This is a genomic window from Kitasatospora sp. NE20-6, assembly GCF_045862635.1.
In genome coordinates this window covers 1-3,128 of sequence record NZ_BPRL01000078.1, presented here as the reverse complement: position 1 = coordinate 3,128, position 3,128 = coordinate 1, and the positions used below count along the sequence as shown (strand labels likewise).

Annotated in this window: 3 protein-coding genes; 2 read left to right on the top strand and 1 reads right to left on the bottom strand. The window is 72.8% G+C overall.

What is annotated here, in order from left to right:
- Nucleotides 1–98 precede the first annotated feature (98 nt).
- A complete protein-coding gene (locus tag SNE206_RS35285; protein WP_407917660.1) occupies nucleotides 99–995 on the bottom strand; it encodes a TauD/TfdA dioxygenase family protein in 897 nt (298 codons plus the stop codon).
- A gap of 256 nt (nucleotides 996–1,251) precedes the next feature.
- Here SNE206_RS35285 and SNE206_RS35280 point away from each other — a divergent pair, with 256 nt between their 5' ends.
- The gene (locus SNE206_RS35280) at nucleotides 1,252–2,079 is read left to right on the top strand and encodes a glycosyltransferase family 8 protein (RefSeq protein WP_407917659.1); all 828 of its coding nucleotides are present in this window, start codon (nucleotides 1,252–1,254) and stop codon (nucleotides 2,077–2,079) included.
- Nucleotides 2,080–2,105: 26 nt separating this feature from the next.
- Nucleotides 2,106–3,032, top strand: a complete 927-nt coding sequence (locus SNE206_RS35275) for an aminoglycoside phosphotransferase family protein (protein ID WP_407917658.1) — start codon at nucleotides 2,106–2,108, stop codon at nucleotides 3,030–3,032.
- Nucleotides 3,033–3,128: the final 96 nt, after the last annotated feature.

Genomic DNA, 3,128 nt, shown 5'->3' with positions numbered 1-3,128 from the left:
CCGGGGGCCGCCGTCGTGCAGGGATCGCCCGTGCGGGGTCCGCCGCCGTGCGGGCGTACGTGGGGGGCGCGCCGGGGTACGGCGCGCCCCCCACGGCGTCAGGCGACGCCGGCGTTGTAGCCCGAGGTGTCGCCGCTGACCACGACGCCGGGCCGGCCGTCGACACCGACGGGGACGGTGCCGGCCACCGTGCACCGCTCGGCGCGCCGGTCCTCGGCGCCGTAGTCGTGGACGGCGTAGTGCTGGGTGGCCCGGTTGTCCCAGACCGCGAGGTCGCCGGCCTGCCAGCGCCAGCGGACGGTCTGCTCGGGCCGCGTCACGTACTCCTGCAGGATGCGCAGCAGGTCGCGCGAGGCCTGCGGGGTGAAGCCGACCGCCCTGCGGGCGAACCCGCCGACCAGCAGCGCGCGTTCGCCGGTCTCGGGGTGGACGTGGACGGCCGGGTGCTCGGTCTCGAACAGTGTCGCGATGTACTCGCGGCGGGCCGCCACGGTCTCGTCCGTGTAGTCGGAGTCGTTGCTGTGCACGATGCGCAGCCGGTCGGCGAGGGCCCGCAGCGGCTCCGGGAGGGCCTGGTACGCGGTGACGGTGTTGGCCCACATCGTGTCGCCGCCGACCGGCGGGATCACCTTGTTGTGCAGGAAGGCGATGGCCGGGGGGCGGTCCACGAAGGTGAGGTCGGTGTGCCAGTGGTTGGCCCGGGTGCCCTGCCGGGAGTCGATCTCCCTGACCTCGGGGCGGTCCTCGGGCGCGCTGTAGATGGGGTGGCCGAGGGTCAGGTCGCCGAACCTCCGGGCGAAGGCCGCCTGGCTGTCGTAGTCCAGCAGCTGGCCCCGGAGGAAGACGACCTTGTGTTCGAGCAGGGCGCGGCGGAGCCGGTCGACGGTCCGGTCGTCGAGGGGCCCGGCGGCGTCCACGCCGCCGATCTCGGCCCCCAGGTTGCCGGACAGCGGGGTGACGGCGACCTCGGCCGGCGCCGTTCGGGTGATGGTCACGGTGCGTGCCTTTCTGTCGGGCGGCTTGCTCTGGCCTCCACCATGCCGCACCCTTGCCACGCCTGGCAACACTCTCTCCACCCGCAACGACATGCCGCGACAGTCGAATCAGCAGGCTTGACCGGTACACACATTGCCAGATGGACACTCAGATATTGCCAAAGGTTGCCACAGCTCGTAGGGTGGTCCCGTCGCGCCACCGCCCCGACCGGGGTGGCGACGGCATCCGGCCCGGCACGAGAAGCGAGGAGCAGGGATGGAACGGCACGACATCCATGTGGTGTTCGCGGTGGACGACAACTACGCCACGGCGGCGACGGTCGTCGCCCGCTCGATCCGCGCAGGCCTGCAGGACGCGGACCGCGGGATCGTCTTCCACGTGATCGACTCCGGGCTCACCCCGGAGAGCACCGACCGGCTGCAGGAGTCCCTGGGCGCGCTCGGCACCGCCCTGGTGCACACCGTGCCGGACCGGCTGGAGATGGCGGTGCCCCGCAAGCACTGGACGGCGGCCACCCTCCACCGGCTGCACGTCGCCGAGGTGATCCCCGCCGACGTCGACCGCGTGATCTACCTCGACGTCGACACCATCGTGCTGGACGACCTGGCGGAGCTCTACGACATCGACCTGGCGGGCCGGCCCATCGGAGCCGTCATCAACGAGGTCGCCCCGGCCCGGCTGCTGACGCTCGACGGGACGACCGCGAGCCTCAGCCAGACCGGGGCGAAGCCGCCCGGCTATTTCAACGCCGGGGTCCTCGTCATCGACATGGCGCAATGGCGGGCGGAGGACATCACCGCACGGTCCGTGCACATCTACCGGACGTACGGCAAGGACATTCCCACGCTCGACCAGGACATTCTGAACCACCTCTTCGCGGAACGCTGGCTGCCCGTTCCGTCGAAATGGAACAAGCTCATCGAACACCCGGTGCACGGACGGTTCGGACAGGGCCGGATGGAATACCTGACGCGCCGTGAAGGAATCATCCACTACATCGGCGGGGACAAGCCGTGGAGCGACGATTTCCCGGACAACGCGCTCCGGCAGGTCTACCGCTCCTTCTCCGCCGTTCCCGTCTGACCGTCCCGACAGCAAGGAGATCGTCCGTGACCGTCGACCATCTGCGTCCCGGCGAGGTCTACCCGGACGCCGCGGAGGTCCACCGCCTGGTGGCCGCGCAGTTCCCGCAGTGGGCCGGCCTCCCCGTCCGGCCGGTCTCCGCCTCCGGCGTGGACAACGCGACCTACCGGCTGGGCGACACCATGTCCGTCCGGCTGCCCCGCCTGCCCCGGTGGATCGGGCAGGTGGAGCGGGAGCAGCGCTGGCTGCCGAGGCTCGCCCCGCTGCTCCCGCTGACCGTCCCCGAGCCGCTGGCCCAGGGAGCGCCCGGCGAGGACTATCCGTTCCCGTGGTCGGTCTACCGGTGGCTGGAGGGGGAGAACGCCGATCCCGCCCGCATCGACGACCTGCACGACGCCACGCAGCAGTTGGTCGGCTTCTTCTCCGCGCTGTGGAAGATCGACGCCTCCTACGGCCCGCCGCCCGAGGCCAGCAACGGCTTCCGCGGGGCGGCCCTCGACGACCCGCGGGACTCCCCCGTGGTGGCGGAGCGGATGCGCGCCCGGATCTCGGCGCTGGAGGGCCTGGTCGACACGGACGCCGTGACGGCCGTGTGGGAGACCGCGCTGGCGGCTCCGGCGTGGGACGGGCCGCCGGTGTGGGTGCACGGCGACCCGGGTCCGGCGAACATGCTGGCGCGGGACGGCCGGCTCACGGCGGTGATCGACTTCGGGACGCTCGCCGTCGGCGACCCGGCGACCGACATGATCGCCGCATGGACGTTCCTGCCGGCGGAGACCCGGGACGCGTTCCGCGCCGGCCTCGGCGTCGACGACGCGACCTGGGCGCGCGGCCGCGCCTGGGGCCTGAGCAGTGTCCTGCCGTCGGCCGAGGACCTGTCCGACCCGGAGCGCGCCCCTGCCGCCCGGCGCCGCCTCGACGAGATCGTCCAGGACCACCGGCGGGCCCCGTAGGCGGGGGCGGGCGCGGCGTCACACGGGCGGGGCCGGACACCACGGGTGTCCGGCCCCGCCCGCGGGTCGACCCGCTCCCCGGCGGTTGCATGGGCG